The sequence below is a fragment of the Hahella sp. NBU794 genome (assembly GCF_050749805.1).
GTDB lineage: Bacteria > Pseudomonadota > Gammaproteobacteria > Pseudomonadales > Oleiphilaceae > Hahella.
Genome location: NZ_CP192738.1, coordinates 5,539,380 through 5,555,917, shown reverse-complemented (window position 1 = coordinate 5,555,917; position 16,538 = coordinate 5,539,380). Strand labels below are relative to the sequence as shown.

Here is a 16,538-nt window from a genome sequence, read left to right as displayed (position 1 = left end):
CAAATGCACAATGGAGAGGGATATTGGGATAACTATGGGTTATTCAGAGGTTCCCTAGAGCTGTTTCAAATAAGTTTCAGTTTGAGGTGCAGTTCCACACCTGGGATTCGTTCCAGGCGGTTAAGAATATGCACGGCATTTACGACGATATTCGTGAACTGGATAGATATGATGACGAGAGAGCGAGGGGCGAAGTCAGAGCTGTGCATACTTTCGCCTTTGTTAAGTGTCCTCCAGAGGCTAATTTATTGCCATCAATCGATTGGCGTGGGCGATACGTGCATCCTTTTGATTGGTTCGAGTTTGATCGTCGATGGAAAATGGTGTGATCAGGGAGGAGATGGGCTGGCTGCACAGACGCATCCATAGTTTTTCTGTCTGGCATTTGTGCTTGACCTCAAGTTGACTTGAGCTTGTATGCTGTCCCCACACATTCGAAGGAGCAACGCGTAGTCTTGCTGGATATCGGCGCGATGTTCTTTTATCGGCTACAAGAGGAATCATTATGGATGCAAATTTCTGGCATGAGAGATGGGCGGAAAACAATACACCCTTCCACCAAAGCGAAGCTAATCCACTGTTGGTCGCTCACTTTGACAGGCTTGATTTAGACGAGGGTAGTCGTGTTTTTGTGCCGCTGTGCGGCAAAACCCTGGATATTGCCTGGCTGCTATCAAAGGGCCATCCCGTGGTCGGATGTGAGCTGAGCGAAATGGCCATCGAGCAGCTCTTCGAGGAACTGGGCGTGACGCCTGCAATATCAGAAATCGCCGCTGGCAAACGCTACAGCGTAGAGAACCTGGATATCATCGTCGGCGACTTCTTCGAACTTACCGCTGAAGCACTGGGGCATGTCGACGGCATCTACGATCGCGCAGCCCTGGTGGCGCTACCAAAGCCAATGCGGGATCGCTACGCCAAACACCTTATGGCGCTCACCAATAACGCCCCCCAACTCATGCTCTGCTATCAGTACGATCAAAACCAAATGGAAGGCCCTCCATTTTCAATTAGCGCCCAAGAGGTCAAACACCACTATGCCGAAAACTATGCGTTAACCGCGCTTGCGACGGTTGGGGTGGAAGGAGGCTTGAGAGAGTTGACTGAAGTGACGGAGACGGTTTGGTTGTTGAAGAGTAAGTAAGCGGCTTATGAAGGCAGTGACACGCCGGGATTTCCTGGCGCTAGCTGCTCAGTTTGCACCTCAATCTCGTCACTAATAATAGATTCGTATCCTTGTCATTATTTTCCTTAACCCCCCTCAGTTTTTGGTGATGAATTAAATTGCAGAATTAATTGAGGTAGAGTGGCGCCATTTAGTAAACGGACCTAATAATCAGGAATTGAAAATGGCGCATCTTTCGCGTTCAGTCGTCTCATTTAGAGTCTTCGGTGATGATCTAATACCGGAGGAAATTACGAATATTTTGGGGTGTGAGCCCACACATGGTCAGACGAAAGGTGACGTTATTATCGCCAAGAAAACTGGACATAAAAGAACCGCTAGCACCGGCCTGTGGCGTATACGCGCTATAAGTAGAGAGCCTGGGAATATTGACGATCAGGTGCAGGAAATTTTCGATCAACTAACCTCTGATCCCGATGTGTGGAAAGTGCTTTCGGAACGATATTCAATGGATTTGTTTTGCGGCTTGTTTATGAATGTCGACAATGAGGGCCTTTTAATATCACCGCATACGTTGCGTCTATTGGGCTCCAGAGGAATCAGTTTGGATTTTGATATTTATGGCCCGGACTGATGTGGGAGTGAAGTGTTTTTGAGATGCCTAAATTAGATGCTTCGACAACCAGAGAAAGACTCAGGGCTGACTCATTCAAACGTCAGCCCTATTGGCAAAAGCACCTCCAAGAATCACCAATCCGCCCATATCGGCACGGACGCGGGATTTGAACAGAATCTATCACCAAGCGTATCGACCAAAGAGATCACGTCAGGACTGTTCTCATCCAGAGTCAGATTAGCCGCCGTTGCCTTGATGATGTAGAGCGCGCCGCGGCAGGGCTGGATTGCATCATGAACATCGATTCCCCGAGTAATCGCTAAATGCTTACCATCAGGTGACCAAGCGGCTCCATGGATATCGTGTTCTTCGTTATTCACCATAACTCGAAGATTGGTTCCATCAACATTCATGACATATAAATCGAAATAACCGCTGCCCCGCGTCATTGATGTTTGGCTCATACTGAAAGCCACCTGCATTCCATTGGGACTGATCGATAGGGTGTCCCAGACATGGCTATTATTAAACTTTCTCACCAACTGCTTTCCTGGCCCAACCTGGAAATCAACCTTATAAATCGAGTCGTCCTCGGCAATATACAATACGCCGCTAGGTGACCAGTCAAAGGCTCTGATATGGGAATGTTGATCCTCATAATAGCGGAGCGTGTCGCCATTTCTGTTCACTAAAACCAGCGCAGGTATACCCAGGTTTTCCGGTTCGTAATACATCGCGATAACGCTGCCATCTGGAGAGACTTTGGGATCAACGTCGAGCGTAAAACTACCTGGCTTGACGAATGATGAAATGACATTGCCATTACGATCCATGGTATGAGTGGTTACCCGAAAATTGACTCCGTCTCCCTCAACTTGGAAATCATCTTCCACAAATATCAGGTTTTGTGACTCATCAACGCCTATTACGCCATCCAGCTCCAACACTTCCTTTGCTTCGTTAGTCGCCAGATTGTACTGATGAATTTTATTGACTACTTTCTCAAAAATGAGCGTGCCTTCAAGCCCCGTCGAGCCCCCTGGCGAACCGTCGCCATCGCTGGAAGAGCTTCCGCCTTTTGATGAGCCTCCACCGCCGCCACAAGCGGCATTCAAAAACGCCAGGCTGCAGAGTATAAAAATCCTGTATAAGGATCGGGTTTTGGTAACTATAGGGTTCTCTGACATATCCACATATCCTTCCAATATTCAGCCACCGCTCAGTCATCAGCACCCACTGTCGCAAATACGAAAAAACAGAATGCCTTGCTTCCGACATGCTTCTCTTAACATTTTGAGACTGGGCTGTTCCGAGCGGCGCTATTAAATCTTTAGCGACTACCATCATCGCGGTATTGAAGAAGTTAGAGATCAAGCCAACTACACGAGCGTCAGCGGAAAACAAGGCGAGAACACCGCGGATATGACTATCGTCGCCTTCCAAACGCTCTAACGAGATCATCGTCATCTCTAACGCATTATTTCTTAAAATGACTTGATATCCATCTAGGGGTAACCCTGTAGGGGGAGGTTGAGCTCAGTCAGACCAAGCTGGCCCTGATACATATGTGATGGCGACTGATTTAGGGTTTATGGCTGTTGGGGCTGTGCATTCCTTGAGTGCTAACATCGCTATCCCTCTCATACGCAAACGCTATACCCCATAGCCGGGTCCACACTCATGCATACTACAATTGGCTCGGTGGGCTGATTAACTTTACTGATATCAATAGTATCAGCGACCTGATCAAAATTTTGAAAATGATCAGGCTTCGGCTTGAGCGGGGGCATTTGCCGCCAGTAACCGTCAAAATTTAAGTCTGAAGGGATAAACGATGACTCTATATGCAATTTATGCTGATCAGAAAAAATACCAGTATGTCGGTTCTGACTATAAGCAAATTATTAGCGAGTTTGGCGATAGCAAAGATACCCGCTTCGACGCGAATAGATCTCCTAGATCCTATAAAGACATCTGGAAAAATCCAATTGGCATATATTTCGGTAGTGACAAGAAGGGGCTGCTAATCCCTGATATATCAGAGCATCAGGGACGTCTGTTTTTGTCAGAAAAAGCATACGATGTTTTAAAGGACATCATTGACCAGGATGGCGAATTTTTGCCCGTTGTTTACGACGGAAGTAAGGGCTTTATGTTTAACACACTACGTCTGGCTGAAGATCTTGAAGCGCTTGACGAAACTCAGTGTGAGCAGGACGAATACGGTGATGTAATGAGCATTGGCTTCCACGAGGGAAAACTACAAAATGTATCAATATTTAGAGCGAAGTTTGACCGCTTTTATGTTGCATACTGTACGCAGGAAGTGAAGGATGCGATTGAAAAGGCGGGCTTAAAAGGGCTTTTGTTCTATTCGGATTTGCGGCGTCCTTGGCAAGCGAATGTTAATTTGTTGTAGCCTCACGCCTGAGCGGTTTTTTTAATAGTAGTGAAGCTCATCCCAGAAAGGTCATAAGCCATGAGTTTGCTTACACTTAAGCTCCGAAAAAAGCGTCCTTGTATCCCAATAGGACCAGATTTTTCAAAGGCTGAAGCTATTCAGATTTCCTTGTCAGGAACTAAAGTCAGCTTTTTAATGAACCGCCATCTTCCTGATGGCTTCTATGAAGAATATATTTCTCCTTCTAGCGAATATAACTTATTTGACAGTAATCTATACGAAGCTGACCGTAGAAAAATTGGTGAGGAGGCCTGCTATAAAGAACTAAGATATATAGTTCCTCTGCGGCGTTGCTGGGCTTTTCGAGGGCAGGCGTTTACCGGCTATGCCGCCCAAGTGGACGCCACAGTCTCGGTTCAGAGAATTACCCCGTCAAGCAAAGACTTTTCGCTATTAAGGCCTGACCATTTCCAGCAGTTCATAACGGATGCTTTAACTACTGAATATGGCCACTTGGTTTCGAATGGACGCAGTAAATTTGATGCGCCGGTTAACTGGAAACCAGATAGTCGCCATCCAATACATGCTGTGACATTTGAAGTGACGCCGGTGACCAGTGGCGATGACCGAAAGGTTATATATGCTTTCCCGGTTGATCATGAAGTCTGCGTCTTTATATATTTTCATCTTTTGCAATATGAGCCGGGAGAGCTCTCGAAGAAAGACGCAATGGTGTCGCCTAAACCGCTCTACGAGCTTGTAGAAAACATCATATCCAGCGTTAAGATCGAGCTATCGCCTTCCGCGCTTAATGAGTTGGAGCAAATTAAGTGCACTCACTCCAGCGCAAAAATCTCTAAAACTCTCAGTCCTTTGAAGTGGACGACACCAGAGCAAGACGCGGAGTGGGAGGAATATTGCAAGAACCTGGCTGAGCTACGCAGGCTTAGTTACTCAGACCAGCAAGTTCCTAAATCCGAGCAAGATAAACTCCACAATAAAATGAACGCAGCCACAACCGAAGAAGAAATGCTTAAGTTAATGGAGCAGGCTGCTGAGATGGAGGCTAAACACTCTAGCCAAGGTAAAAAGAGTTAAACCAGCTACCGAATCAATACTGAAAACACCTTTGGGTTAACGCTTGGGTGTTTTCAGTTCCTCTGTACTCAGCAGCTAAGCTGAGCAAACTAATCCCTTCGAAGACTCTCCACTTTCCAAGCAGTCAATGAAGATCATTTTCATGTAGCCGCAATTTGGCGCAGTGTGCACCAACCTGTCAGCGGCGGATAACCTGAACCTGGCCGCCGCCGACCCAAAGCGGCCATTGTTCCTGTTGCAATTATTGGTTGAATCCGATTTTGTACCGTTAACGCCTGCAGTTGCGGCTTGAGCAAACTGGCGGCTTTTTGCCGCGCAGCGCGAAAAGGTGACAGTTTACCCAAGTCCGGCAAGCTGCACTTGTTAGATTTTTCTATTTCGGACCAATAACCCCATCCCCAAGACAAGCAAAGCAAAAGTCGATGGCTCAGGAACAGCATGCAGAACGATGTTATCTATATTACCTAAAGCCCAAAAAGAAAATGAATTTCCATTTGCCCAGTTGCCTGAAAGATGACTGTTGGAATACGAAAAGTTAGAGCCATAAATATTTACTACCGCATCGTTATAAACCTCAAGCCAGCTTAGATTATCAAGATAGGTGATGTTGGTTTCACTGTTATTAAAAACTTTAAGCCAAGAAATATCGCCAGCCGAGATATTGATAGTTGAATTATGATAACCAAAGAGCCAGCTAGTTTCTCCACCATTTATATTTATGGTGGAGTCGTCATACGCATAAAGCCAGCTAATATCAGAATCTGGCATTGCAGTCAGGGTAGATTGGTCATGTGTGTAAACCATTGATTCACTACCATTTATATTGATTGCATCATTTTCATTGATGGTCAGGCTGTATGCTGACGTTGATAATAAAACTAATAATACAGAAAATGTGCTTTTTACTACTTTCATTTTATAACTCCATTTTGTTACTACTTGAAAAATCTAATATTTGTATAACGCGCATGCGCGTTTCTCAATTTTGGTTTTTAAAGATACTTCCGCCAGTTCCATGATTTCATTGGAAGCTCATTGAAATCGGCTCTTGTGGCTCACTGGAAAAACGAGCATGCGCATATATCTTACCTACTTGGTCCCGTTATTTAAATGGGCCTGTATCTAGATTATTGAATTCCTAAATTTTTCTAATAGAACAAGATGACAAATCGAGGCAGTGGTATCGGTAAAATGAGCATGCTTCTAGAGAATCCAGAGATATGCTGCAATTTCAACCAGTATTAAGCCTCGCATTGAATGTGATGAAAGGAGTGCCCGTTCCTGGGGGGTTGGTAGGCAGGAAAATCTTAGGTCAGAGTAAAAAACTATTAATATCCGCTTATGGCCGAAAGCGATCTATTGCCATTTAATGTTAAATAAAAAGGTAGCACTTCTCTCTGACGTCTGCTTTCGAGCAAGTACTGTGCCCTTCTCTAACTGTACAGCCCCCAAATTTTCATCCACCCAAAAGCCATGCTGTCGTCTTGCTACAGTCCGCAAGCTGTTGTGGAACGAAAATTCACTCCTGCGGGTTTTGCAAAAAACTTAGTGTAGGGAAAGTCGGAAAACAGGGCAGCCCTCATGCTGGACGGGCAGGCTGAAATTCGTCTATTGAAAATTTTTGAGGCGTTTTGAATTGTAAGTGAGAGAAAAAGTCGCCTCTCGTAGGGGGGACTTGCGCTTGCAGTCAAGATGCTCGCTCGTTTTGTCGTACCGAATGGCCAGTTTTTCCAATGATGTTGTCCTGAAAAGTGCTTCTATTCAATAACTTGAGTTCTTGCTTGTTGTGATAACGAGCCCCCTAAGTAAAGTGTATGTGCGGACGCACGGTATTTCGTAAATGAGATGGTTTGACTTTTCAGTACCTTTACTCTGGAATCAGTGGGTTTGAGGAACTATCTTCAAATAGTTGGAGTGGAAAAACGCGCATACGTGATATACAAATGTTAACTTAAATGGGTTCGTATTGTGAAAGTAGAAATAGGTGGCGATATCCAAAGTCTTGAAGTGGTGGAATATGTTATTCGTGATATCGTTTGTTCTTCTAATCCGCATGTAGGGCCTCAATCAATACCACACTTTCAAGCTCGAATAAGAATTGATGAAAAGTCTAAGTATTCTTCATTTGATTGTGAGCTATCTTATTCTGACGCAGAAAATAACTTCCTTGGGCTTACAGAAACGCATTCTGCAAAGAGGAGAAGTGTCACAAACGAGCCTCGCTCTATATCGGAAGCACTTGATATACCAGAGGGAACGACAAGAGTGGTCGCGAGATTTATAGAGGAAAAGGAATTAAGTTCTAAGTGGGGAGAAATGACCTTTAAGCTGGGTAGTTTTTTTATATTGATAGTTTTGGGAGCCTGGGCTGCTTCTTCATTACTAAGTTTGATAGGTTAACAAGTGCAGGCAGATCGAGCCATTTTTCGTTCATCTTCCCCTGCACGAAAAATATACTCCTGCTGCAGGCGTTATATTCAAATCCAAAAACATTAAATAAATATTTTATTGGGAAAAGATATGGAGGGCGTTTTGGATAAGCAGAACGAAAAACCAAATTTTCCACAAGCAATGATAGAAGAAGAAAAAAACATCCCAATGGATGGATATACGAAACCGATCCGAAATATGACCCTGATGTTGATGTGCCGCCAGAAGGGATCAAAGGGGCGTGGAAGATTGATGAGCACGGAGATTTAACGGGTGAATACAAAAGTAACTCAAATTACAAACCTTAATGGATTTAAGAAGTTTACCGTAGTGACTTTTACTTCTGCGCTCCATTTTGGTATGGCCACGAAATTTCAAACCAAAGCCCCACTCTCGCAGTACCAGTCACACCTAAAGGCTTTATGTTTAGAGCATGAATGATAATGTAACTCCAATTCATCCTCCTTTGTGGTCTGTCATGGCGAATGTAAGGAAAGAAACTCCTTACGGACCTGGAGGAAAGGGTGTAATAAAAGGCACAACGCTATTTTCGCCGGGAACAAAGGTGTACCTATTACCATGCGCCTGGGATCCAGGCTGGGGAAAGTACGAGGTTTTAGGTATTTGTAAGAGATCAGGAAAGTTTATTCGCACTGTCGTAGACAGTAAATACCTAGCTAACTGGCGTGTTAAACTTATTTATTCTCCTTCAATGATACTGCGACTAGAAAAGCAACTGGAAGGTCGTTACTGGAACGAAGAAAACGCAAGGCGGCTTATTGAGAATGTGGAGAAATGCTGGATTAATGCATAAAAACTGGCCTAGAAATAAACCTACGCTTTGTTCAGGCTTGTTCTAGAGCACACCGTAATAAATTTAAATATCTTCTCTAAAAGGAGCTATTCATGTCAATGAATTTACTTGTGGTTCTGGCTCTTGGAGTAGAACCAAATACGAATGAGTTAAACCAATTCGCGAAGGAGAGTGGGTATAATATTGAATACGCTCAAAACACATTTTTAAATGAGCGTTCAGGCTTTCTTCCGGCGAAACTGAATGGCCAGGAGGCTGGCGTGGAAGTTTACTCGTTTCCTGTCTCAGAATTATCCGAACCATTCAAAAAAGTAGTACCTCTCAAATTTAGTGGAGGTACTGTTTATCAACTTCGTTTCGGCGTGAATCCTATTGAGGTTCAATCAGCATTTACTACAGCAGTAATTCTAATAACTAAATATAATGGCGTAGCTATCGATGATCAGTCGGGTAGTTTAATGTCAGCGGAACAGTTAAATCAGGCGCTTTCTTATTTCACTGGTATGTGATGGTTAATTGTAATCAGGCTATCATGAGGGTGCTGTTAAACGTATCTACAACCGTAGTCTAGAAAGATGGGTTTTTAGGAAAAATCTATATGAAGTTTTTTGATAAGTTTAGAAAGTCAAAGCCTGGTGATCCAAACGAATTTTGGAACCAACTTTCAAATAAAGTGAATCTTGATCGTAGCCAATTTCAAGCAATGACAGAGGATGAGTTAGGTGAGCTAATCTCTAAAGCCCAGGCATCATACCGACGCGCAATATCCGCGGATAGAGCTGGGGAGATTTCAATTTCTCGTAAGCACTATCAACAAGCATTTGAATATTTGCCAACGCATATAGAAGCGCTTGACAACTATGCCATAGGCCTTGTCGAAGAGCTTAAATTCTCAGAGGCAATTCCTTTCTTTGAACAATCTGCGGTGGCAGAGCCTAATAGTCCACTCGCATTCGTTTACTTGGTGAAGTGTTATGAAGAAACAGGTGCAAAGAATTTATCCTCCGCTTGTGCTCAGTATTTGCTTCATCATTGGCCTGATAAATCTCCATACATAGACTGGAGTCATCTCGGTAAGCCAAAAGGAAAACAGCATCTGGCATCGCCGCTGGAGGAAGGTCAAGTTTGGAAATACAAAACCCGAGATTGCGATGATTCTTCTACAATATGGATCAAGTTGATTGAGCCTAGTGATGGTGGAAGAGTGATAGTGCATATTTCAGTTTCAGGAGTCCAAGCTCCAGATGGTAGTTTGATATTTATATCTCATCTTCCTTATGATGCTAATGCTTTACTGGATTGCGTGACATCGAAATTGGATGTGAAACAAGATTGGGAGCGTGAGGATGATCATTTTGGTGAAGGTTATGGAATGTGGTTTGAGGCATACAGTTCCGGTAAGGCTGGAGTTTTTACAGCGCCCTTAAGTAAAGTTATTGAAGGTGTGCTTCAGGCTATACCTGAAAAAAATTAAAATCATGTGCTCGCGTTTAACAAGAAGATGCAGGGGGTGGCCAAAATAATCGATGAAAAAATTACACTTTATATATTTATTTTTACTGACCGCTCGATGTGTGTCGGCGCTTGAGTTAAAAGAGTGTGAATCACTTGGAGGAAGTACTAACGTTGTAACCTTTAATGATCAGGTTGCAAAACTATCAGCTGTTTCCGAGAAGGGGGATTCCGACTGGTTACTTGATCTTCGTGTTTCAAAGGAGAAAGTAGAATTGAAGGAATATTCTCGCTCTGGGGGAAATACTGAATTTGAAACGCAATACTCAACCTATGACATTGCGTATCAAGACAGCAGTAGTATCTATGGAATAAAGCATCCTGATGCGAATACTCTGACTAAATCTGGGCAATTCCTGTTCATTGATGTCAACGGTTCTATTGTCCATTTATCAATAGTTCATCCAGCAAATAGAAATATTGTAAATCCTACTTCAGTTCAGCTTAGTGTGGTATTTTCATGCAAGTAAAGGCTATAACAATCACAAACACGTTAGCCCCTTCGGGGCTGGAATTCCACTCTTGTCCGTATCGTCGGTGCTAGGCGTCAAAAGTTATCGCATGACGAATGAGAGAGTTTGGCAGAGTCTAGTTAATTCCCTATCAGGTCTAGAAGGAACTTATCCTGTATCAATGATCTACGATACACAGTCGTACATGCCTGCGGTTGAAGAGTATTTAATTAATCTTCAAGTTGGCGAATATATTTAAAAAGCGAAATTCTATTTGGATGTGTTTTGGGACGAATATATTAATCAAACCTACTCTGGATACTGAAGCACACTAACGACCACTCAGTAGTGGTGGTCGGGCTGGACAAGATGGTTGGGTGTATAAAATAACGCCATCACAAATCTCTACTGAGAAAGTTGGTTCTTGTACAAGCTTTGAAGTTAACCCATTTGATTTAGTTTCGAGGTATCTCACAAAAGCAAAAAAGATCGTGCTTTCAGGTTTTGTAAATGAGTACATAAAGTCAAAAGCCTAAAAAGTCTGTCAACAGGACATTTTTTGCTTAGCGCCACTTTACTGCAAAACTCCGCTGCACAAAAAATGCCTGCTACAGAGGCGTTAAGTGCACGTAGGTGGACTCAACAAATGTTGGCTACATCGTCCCTATCCAGCCATCTCCGAGAAAAAGTGGCTACGCTGATCTGCAACAACAGCATGCTCTGGAGTGCCAGTGGTAGCGTCGTTGTTTCGTGAGGATAAAAAGGTGACGGCCTACCCCACCGACAATAGCGCCCGCCGGCGCGTGGACGCCCTGGACAACCAGGAGCATTACCAGGACAGCCAGATCGAGGTCAGCGAACATAGCGCGGAGCATGTCGGCGGCGTGAAGACGGTAGAAGCCTTAGGTGCGTTAAAGTTGCTGAGCGGCGGCCATGCGAACCTCTCGGCGGCGGATAACCTGAACCTAACCACTGCCGCCGATCTTAACCAGGCCGTCGCGCGAGATCGGAAAGCGTCGATCCAAGGCGACGACAGCGCCACCGTGGGCGGTTCGCGCTCCGCAACGATCAACGGCAACGACACGCAAACCAGCGCCAACAAAACCATAAACGTTCAGGGAAGCCATACCGACATCGCCAGCGCGGCCAGACAGATCCAGGCGCAAATCATCGAACTAAAAGCCAGCGCCGCCGTGACCATCCAAGCGCCGGCCATCGCGATAGGCGGCGGTGGCGTAGACGTGTTGCAGGTGATAGCGGATCTGATCGGGGTGGTGCAGGAGTTGGCGGCTACGACGGCGAGCCATACTCATGGTGGAGGGGGAAGCGGGACGCCATCAAGCAGCGGGAGCCATAGCAGCCAGGCGAGCCGCGCGGGCGCTTTGAAAAGTCTGATTACAGGAGTAATGCCATAGGCTGAAATATTAGCCGATCACACAAAGCAGATATTCGTGCGTGCGCTATCTTTTTAGACTGTGTTGAATGGTAAAAGACTACTTCCGAACCGAAGCGGACATTGCTCTTGTTATATGATTTTAAAATGGTCTGGTGGAATTATTCTATATTCGTTAATTTTGTAAACCGAATTTGCTATCGCTTTTGCAATTCTTGATGACAGCTTCATCTTTAACTCATCCGTAAAATCTTCGCCCCCGAATTCTTTAAAAAACTCCTCAGTTACCTCCGAGATTATCCGTTCATGTTCTAACTTAACGTGGTGGTTGAATGCAGCTCCGAATACCTTTCTCACCATTTCCAGGTATATACCTCCATCAAAACCTGATGCTTTCTCGCTCCAATGTTCATCATTCAAGTTTACAGTATCTTCGTACTCAACTTGGTCACCATTCAATGGATTTACTGCATATCCTTTCTGTAGGTTTGGCCCCTCCCAGCAATCAGTTAAAGCTACCATAAATTTCAATCCCCCAAAAAGTTCCACTAAGCCAATTGCCATTTTTTTATCTTCTGATGCGGATATTATAACTCTGTGCTGTGCATCAGAAATATTTGGCAAAGGAGGGAAATTTATCTGCGTCATGGAGATTGAATTCGAGGCTTCCTCACTACCGATTATGTATTCTATTATATTTGAAAAGCATCCACTTCGTAGTCTTTCAGGCGATATCATCGTGGCAATATATGTTAGTGCGGTTTTAGCTATAGATCGATGCTGAGAAACCAATCCCAAATCAATACTTACAGAAATCGATTTAGGGTACTCTACGCTTTCTGTAATTTCACCAATTTGAATATCTTCTATCCCTTTTCCTAAGCTTTTCAATTGTTGCTTTAGTAGCTTGTTAACCTCATCTACATTTCGTGCTCTAACTGAAATATTAACAACCCCTTTTTCCTCATCTATTTGTCTATCTATCTTTACGCGAGATAGCTCAACCCGTCCTCCTGGAAGGAGGTCAAAGTTTCTCCCATTATGTGTGCCATAGCTCTTAAGGGTTGCAGCTTCTTTTCCACGACCCGTGATGATACCGTAAAATGTAGAAATAATTCTCAAGCCTTCAGCTAAAGGCTTATCGATTTCCTTACCAAGTTCTATATTGCATTTCTGACAACAGATAGATCTCGAAGATTTGCGGCCACCGAGACTAGACAATACAACGTGTTCTTCAGAACCTTTTCCTTGGTCAAATTGTTCTGTCTTACAGTAAATACACGTTAGCTTCATGGTCGAACCACCTTTTCAAATAACGGCCGGCTCACGCGCCTGTTTGGAGCCGCGAAGCGGCGGACAATCGGTTTAAGACTTCAGAAGTTCTAGACTCGAATCCAAATACTTTATGGTTTCAGAGATCTCAAAATACTCGCCTTTGTCTTCATCGCCGCACTGCTCCGCTAAAAAAGTCAAAAAATCGCGCAGTGGCGTGGACAATCTGAATAGCAGATCATCAATAGCCCAACACTCGTTTCCTGCGTCATCCATTGCGGTTGTGAAATGAGCAATCCGCTTATTAATATCTTTGCGTTCTGCCTCCGTGAGAATGCTGCCTGGACCATAGCCAAAATCGGATACAGTTACGTCATCGTGTCGCATTTTCTTATTTTGAAAGAAATCATCGAACTTGCGAATTGCCAATAGGCTACTGGTCAGGCATGAAATAGCTATTGCGCCATATTCGTAGGGTAAATAAAGCTGCAGCTCATCCAGCTTCGGCTTTACCACAGCCATCCATGACACGCAGGAAAAGCACGCACTGACTGTAGAACAAACTACGACAACCTGCTCGTAACTATTTTTCATATCTCTATCTCGTCTTAACGCTTTGCTCACCGGAAAATTTGGAGCGAAGTGAGTAAATTTTCTGAGTGCAGCAACTTTGTTAGGCGCTCTTTTTTAATGAGAGAAAATTTGACACCTTATCGGAAATTGTTGAAATATTTTGCTGCTCAATCTTTGCCCTCTCAATCTCGGCAGTAGTTTGCCCTTTTTCCAATACCGCGTTTCGCTCTGTTGTCGCAAGCGTTTGAATTACATTGGATGTTGCAGCGGAGTCAGAAGTCATAATTGAGCACTTGATGGCCGCCAATTTTGCTTCTGAATTAGTCATTTCGTTTTGGAAATACTTTATCTCCGCAAGGCTTGATTTATATAGCTTTAAGAAGAAATAGGCAAAAACTTCAATCAATATAACCAGTGATAATCTGGGTGTAAAATGAGCAATAAAGGCCATTTTATCTTCTGGTATTGAATCAATTTTAAGAACAAAATACCCAAGTACTACTAGACCAATTATCGTTGTGAGAATGCCAAGAGTTAGATTGAGATTCCCCCTTCGGCTCAGCGCGCCAATCTCGGAATACAATCTTTCTAAAGTTCTAGAAAATACAACTTCAACTTCTTTTAGTTGATTAATAATTTTAACTTTCGCCTCAAGATCTTTAAGGACTTGGCTTGACGCTTCCGATTTTGATTCCTTTAGGATCTCTTCTTTTAACAGTGATACCAATTCCTCTCTGTGTTCTGACGAAATCACCTCATTTAAAGATTCTCGATTGCTAATCTGTTCCTTAAGCGCGCTCAGTTCAGACTGAACTTCCTCTAAATCAGATGAGCTAATAGAAACACTATGCTCCATTTTGTTTCTAAGGTTTCTTAGTTCACTTTCATATTTTATATAATCAATATTTGATTCCGGCCTTTTTTTGAAACCCGTTTGTAAATAGATCATCAACACAACCATGCCAGATATCAGCAACGAGACTGGAGCAAGCAAACTCATCATTGATCGGCTAAAGGGAAAGACTGGTTCGGCATAATCTGGAACCAAGTTAATATAGAATATTGCAGCGGTACCGATTATTGCCGGAACAATAGCCATTGCTACTCTTAACCGTTGCTGTCTCTCTGACTTCCAAATGTAGTAATTCTCGTCTTCTATGGATTTTTCAAAGTCTTCCATTGATTCATTTCCTTCGGTGTTCAGTTATTTCTATCACCTAACGCCCACAACAGGGGCAAAACGGAATGGAGCCTATTTGCGGTAAAGTTTGCGTAGCAAATCGCAAATGGGCTGAGCGTAGTTTGCTCCCTTGCTTGTGATTTTTATAGGGCAGACCGCCTAAACAAAAATGCAATAGAAAACTAACATTACCCAAAATATGCTTATTTAATTTGGAAACCATATAGTTCACCATCAGCGTTGCCAATTACGTGAATTTCTTTGAAAGGAAGATCACATGCAACTTGCCACAGATCATTTTCTATAGTGCTCCAACGTTGATTTGGAATAACAGACAAATCAGCCTGAATCAACAAATAGAATACTTTGGAATATCTGACGTTTTTTTTCTTTTTAAGACAGCTGATGACACCTGATTTCATGGCATCTAGTGCCTGCTCTGTGGAATAAGTAGATTGAGGGCTGGACATTTGAGTATCAAATTCCTCTTGGGAGGCATCGTCTTGCACTCCGATAAAACCACGCCCCTCACCAGCCTCATTCAACTCCTTGGCCAAGTGATAACGTTCGCGCCCTCTTTCTATTGTTACTTCAACCCCGCGATCTTCGCCATCAACATCTAATAGCCAGCAATCAGGAGTGTTATTGTCAAGCGGGAAACGTATTCTACTTGGATTGATTTGACTATATTTTAAAAAACGAAATACAGGTGCCACTTCATCTCTAAGCTTCTTCCATGGATCTTTCCCAAGCCTATAGTCTTTCGCATCACGATCGGTTCGACTCTCTGTAAGAAGCATTGAATACTTTTGCCGAAATTCGGCCACGGACATTCCATTTGATTTAGATAGCTCATTATAGAATTGATCTAGTACCTCTATATTAAACATTACCCAATCCCACACATTTGAAAAGAATGCAATCGCTGACCATCTTCGCCCTATAACATTTGTATAACGCGCATGCGCGTTTTTCCAATATTAGTTTCTGAAGATGCTTCCTCCAGTTCCCTGATTCCATTGAAAAATCTCTACAATCGGCTCTTGTGGCTCGCCGAAAAACGAGCATGCGCATCTGTCTTGCCCACTTGGTCCCGATATTTGAATGGATCGGTATCCAGCTTATTGAGTACCTTAACTTTTCTTATAGAACAAGATGACAAACCCTGCCAGTGGTATCGGCAAAGCGAGCACAATTCTTGATGAATCGGAAATATATTGTAATTATAACCAGTATTTGGCCTCGCGTTGAAAATGATGAAAGGAAAGCCTGATCAAGTAGTCGGTAAGCAGGAAAATCCTGGATCGGAGCAAAAACTCTTAATGCCCGCTTTTGGCCGAAAGCGGTCTATCGTTATTTGATATTGACTAAAAAGTAGCGCTTCTCCCCGGCGTCTGCTTTCGAGTATGTGCTGCGCCCTTCTATAACTTTACAGGCTTCAAATTTTCATCCTCCCAAAAACCATGTTGTGGTCTCGCTACAGTCCGTAAGCTGTTGTGGAACGAAAACTCACTCCTCCCCACGCCTGCGCGAATTAAGCAAATGCCAGATTGATGAAACTGGAGATAGGCCCAGAGTCCCAAGAGGCGGCAGTTATTGGGAGGATCGATACTTCATCTATTGCATACTTTGGAACAGAACTGTAACAGCGAGCCAGCTTTAAGTGGTCCA

At 43.5% G+C, this 16,538-nt stretch carries 18 protein-coding genes; 12 read left to right on the top strand and 6 right to left on the bottom strand.

Translation table 11 applies throughout. From position 1 onward, the window contains the following. Positions 1-128: 128 nt before the first annotated feature. The 3 genes from ACQYWX_RS24250 (at position 129) to ACQYWX_RS24240 (ending at position 1,760) form a co-directional block, all read left to right on the top strand. Complete coding sequence (locus tag ACQYWX_RS24250; protein ID WP_431686631.1) at positions 129-329, top strand: hypothetical protein; 201 nt, start codon at positions 129-131, stop codon at positions 327-329. Between the two features lie 176 nt (positions 330-505). Next, positions 506-1,144 carry a thiopurine S-methyltransferase gene (gene tmpT, locus ACQYWX_RS24245; RefSeq protein WP_431686630.1) on the top strand — a complete coding sequence of 213 codons (639 nt, stop codon included), beginning with the start codon at positions 506-508 and terminating at the stop codon, positions 1,142-1,144. 205 nt (positions 1,145-1,349) lie between these two features. Next, a complete protein-coding gene (locus ACQYWX_RS24240; RefSeq protein WP_431686629.1) occupies positions 1,350-1,760 on the top strand; it encodes a DUF4279 domain-containing protein in 411 nt (136 codons plus the stop codon). A gap of 113 nt (positions 1,761-1,873) precedes the next feature. Here the strand turns inward: ACQYWX_RS24240 and ACQYWX_RS24235 are convergent, their stop codons facing one another. Further along, positions 1,874-2,929, bottom strand: coding sequence for a TolB family protein (locus ACQYWX_RS24235; RefSeq protein WP_431686628.1), 1,056 nt, complete (start codon positions 2,927-2,929; stop codon positions 1,874-1,876). 647 nt (positions 2,930-3,576) lie between these two features. On the opposite strand from ACQYWX_RS24235, the gene ACQYWX_RS24230 reads away from it, so the two are divergent. Together ACQYWX_RS24230 and ACQYWX_RS24225 are read left to right on the top strand one after the other, a co-directional pair. Next, complete coding sequence (locus tag ACQYWX_RS24230) at positions 3,577-4,161, top strand: imm11 family protein (protein ID WP_431686627.1); 585 nt, start codon at positions 3,577-3,579, stop codon at positions 4,159-4,161. 60 nt (positions 4,162-4,221) lie between these two features. Further along, positions 4,222-5,241, top strand: coding sequence for a hypothetical protein (locus ACQYWX_RS24225; protein WP_431686626.1), 1,020 nt, complete (start codon positions 4,222-4,224; stop codon positions 5,239-5,241). A gap of 363 nt (positions 5,242-5,604) precedes the next feature. Here ACQYWX_RS24225 and ACQYWX_RS24220 read toward each other — a convergent pair whose 3' ends face one another. Then, positions 5,605-6,156 (bottom strand): PEP-CTERM sorting domain-containing protein, encoded by a 552-nt coding sequence (locus ACQYWX_RS24220; RefSeq protein WP_431686625.1) that lies wholly within the window; start codon positions 6,154-6,156, stop codon positions 5,605-5,607. A gap of 1,053 nt (positions 6,157-7,209) precedes the next feature. On the opposite strand from ACQYWX_RS24220, the gene ACQYWX_RS24215 reads away from it, so the two are divergent. The 7 genes from ACQYWX_RS24215 (at position 7,210) to ACQYWX_RS24185 (ending at position 11,864) form a co-directional block, all read left to right on the top strand. Then, positions 7,210-7,641 (top strand): hypothetical protein, encoded by a 432-nt coding sequence (locus ACQYWX_RS24215; RefSeq protein ID WP_431686624.1) that lies wholly within the window; start codon positions 7,210-7,212, stop codon positions 7,639-7,641. 132 nt (positions 7,642-7,773) lie between these two features. Beyond that, on the top strand, positions 7,774-7,941 hold the full coding sequence (locus ACQYWX_RS24210; protein ID WP_431686623.1) for a hypothetical protein: 168 nt from the start codon (positions 7,774-7,776) through the stop codon (positions 7,939-7,941). A gap of 163 nt (positions 7,942-8,104) precedes the next feature. Next, complete coding sequence (locus tag ACQYWX_RS24205) at positions 8,105-8,485, top strand: hypothetical protein (protein WP_431686622.1); 381 nt, start codon at positions 8,105-8,107, stop codon at positions 8,483-8,485. A 92-nt stretch (positions 8,486-8,577) separates the two neighbouring features. Then, positions 8,578-8,994, top strand: coding sequence for a hypothetical protein (locus ACQYWX_RS24200; protein WP_431686621.1), 417 nt, complete (start codon positions 8,578-8,580; stop codon positions 8,992-8,994). Positions 8,995-9,083: 89 nt separating this feature from the next. Beyond that, positions 9,084-9,959 carry a tetratricopeptide repeat protein gene (locus ACQYWX_RS24195; RefSeq protein ID WP_431686620.1) on the top strand — a complete coding sequence of 292 codons (876 nt, stop codon included), beginning with the start codon at positions 9,084-9,086 and terminating at the stop codon, positions 9,957-9,959. Between the two features lie 52 nt (positions 9,960-10,011). Further along, entirely contained in the window at positions 10,012-10,467 is a 456-nt protein-coding gene (locus ACQYWX_RS24190) for a hypothetical protein (RefSeq protein WP_431686619.1), read from the top strand. 713 nt (positions 10,468-11,180) lie between these two features. Beyond that, positions 11,181-11,864 (top strand): hypothetical protein, encoded by a 684-nt coding sequence (locus ACQYWX_RS24185; RefSeq protein WP_431686618.1) that lies wholly within the window; start codon positions 11,181-11,183, stop codon positions 11,862-11,864. A 110-nt stretch (positions 11,865-11,974) separates the two neighbouring features. Here ACQYWX_RS24185 and ACQYWX_RS24180 read toward each other — a convergent pair whose 3' ends face one another. From ACQYWX_RS24180 to ACQYWX_RS24165, 4 genes are all read right to left on the bottom strand, one after another. Beyond that, positions 11,975-13,135 (bottom strand): HNH endonuclease, encoded by a 1,161-nt coding sequence (locus ACQYWX_RS24180; RefSeq protein WP_431686617.1) that lies wholly within the window; start codon positions 13,133-13,135, stop codon positions 11,975-11,977. Positions 13,136-13,207: 72 nt separating this feature from the next. Continuing rightward, a complete protein-coding gene (locus ACQYWX_RS24175; protein ID WP_431686616.1) occupies positions 13,208-13,708 on the bottom strand; it encodes a hypothetical protein in 501 nt (166 codons plus the stop codon). A 79-nt stretch (positions 13,709-13,787) separates the two neighbouring features. After that, positions 13,788-14,867 carry a hypothetical protein gene (locus ACQYWX_RS24170; protein WP_431686615.1) on the bottom strand — a complete coding sequence of 360 codons (1,080 nt, stop codon included), beginning with the start codon at positions 14,865-14,867 and terminating at the stop codon, positions 13,788-13,790. A 203-nt stretch (positions 14,868-15,070) separates the two neighbouring features. After that, positions 15,071-15,757 carry a hypothetical protein gene (locus ACQYWX_RS24165; RefSeq protein ID WP_431686614.1) on the bottom strand — a complete coding sequence of 229 codons (687 nt, stop codon included), beginning with the start codon at positions 15,755-15,757 and terminating at the stop codon, positions 15,071-15,073. Positions 15,758-16,538: the final 781 nt, after the last annotated feature.